Annotated in this window: 2 protein-coding genes; both read left to right on the top strand. The window is 58.1% G+C overall.

What is annotated here, in order from left to right; translation table 11 throughout:
• The coding region (locus tag AC1DUU_RS31730) for an NAD(P)(+) transhydrogenase (Re/Si-specific) subunit beta (protein ID WP_476787268.1) at window positions 1–125 on the top strand (125 nt) is incomplete at its 5' end.
• Window positions 126–627: 502 nt separating this feature from the next.
• The coding region (locus tag AC1DUU_RS31725) for a metallophosphoesterase family protein (RefSeq protein WP_476787267.1) at window positions 628–1,520 on the top strand (893 nt) is incomplete at its 3' end.

Here is a 1,520-nt window from a genome sequence, read left to right as displayed (position 1 = left end):
AGCGCTCCCTTGGCTCCGGCTACGCTGGCATCGACAACACGCTGTTCTACAAGGACGGCACCATGATGCTGCTCGGCGACGCCAAGAAGATGACCGAAGAAATCGTCAAGGCCATGGATCACTGAGCCAAGCGCTCAGGCGATCTCACTGCAGCGAGAACCGACAAAAAGCCCGGCAAATGCGCCGGGCTTTTTGTCGCCATCAGCTGGGTCCTATGCATCAGCATGCCCGCGGGGCGAAATCTGGCTTCATCCGCTTGACGATGTCGGTGGCAGTGCGCGCCGAGCCGGCCAATATTGTCGAACCCATATGGTCGTGGCCGATTTGGAACGAAATTCGCGGCACTCCGGGGCATCCGCCCTTCGTAGCTGTAGTTGGCCAGCGTTTGTCAAACTGCCTTGGACTTAAAGCTCTGCTCTTGGCTGAATGAAATCGGGGGAGGTCACAGATGCCGAGCCCTGGTCGAGCTTTGACAACTGCATCCTCCAACATGGTAAGAGGCCAACGAGAACTACGCCGGTGCCAGATGATCGTAGCCTGGGTTCAGGACAGCCAGCACGGCGCGTCGTGTAATTTTTGTCGAGCCGCGGTCGAACCCCCGTTTGTTCCCTGGCTGGAGACCGCTGAATGGCATTTCGATTTATACATACAGCCGATATTCACCTCGATTCGCCGCTCCGTTCTCTCGCGATGCGAAACCCAGCTCTTGCCGAACTTGTCGGAGACGCCAGTCGCCAGGCGTTTGTCTCCATTGTGGATCTATGCCTAGCGGAAGGTGTCGATGCCCTCGTCATTGCCGGCGATCTTTATGACGGCGATCAGACCTCCATGAAAACCGCGCGGTTCTTGGCTTCGCAGATGACACGTCTTCACCAKGGCGGCATCAGAGTTTTCAAGATTCGCGGCAATCACGACGCCATGTCGCGGATATCGAAACAGCTCGTGTTTCCGGACACAGTAACGATTTTCGGCGGTCGTCCCCAGCCCGTGCTTCAAACAGCCGGCGGACTGGACGTCATGTTTCACGGATTGAGCTTTGCGAGTCCCAAGGCACCCGAAAGTCTGCTCGCTAAATATTCCGCTGCGCGCGAGGGCACGGTCAATGTGGGGATCATGCACACCAGCCTGGGCGGATCGCCCGGTCATGACGTCTACGCGCCGTGCAGCGTCGCTGACTTGCATAACCACGGCTTTGATTTCTGGGCGCTCGGGCACATTCACGTCCGCAAAGTTCATCCAGGAGCAAGCACGGTGGTGATGCCAGGAATGCCGCAAGGCAGGGACATCAACGAGGACGGAGAAAAATCCGTCACTCTGGTAACGATACGTGACGACCGTTCCGTGGAGATTGAGGAAAGGCCGACGAGTGTCGCGCAATTCGAGCGCGTGAACGTCGACGTGACCGGGACGATGGAAGGCCCTGAAGTCATTGGACGAATCCGATCCGCACTCGAAGATATCCGGGCGTCGGTCAGATCCCGCCACGTTGTGGTGCGTCTCGGTCTGAGCGGGGCGACACC

Source organism: Aminobacter sp. P4_H6_2, assembly GCF_056400805.1.
The sequence above is the reverse complement of the archived record's forward strand: the minus strand, read 5'-3'. Positions and strand labels throughout refer to the sequence as shown.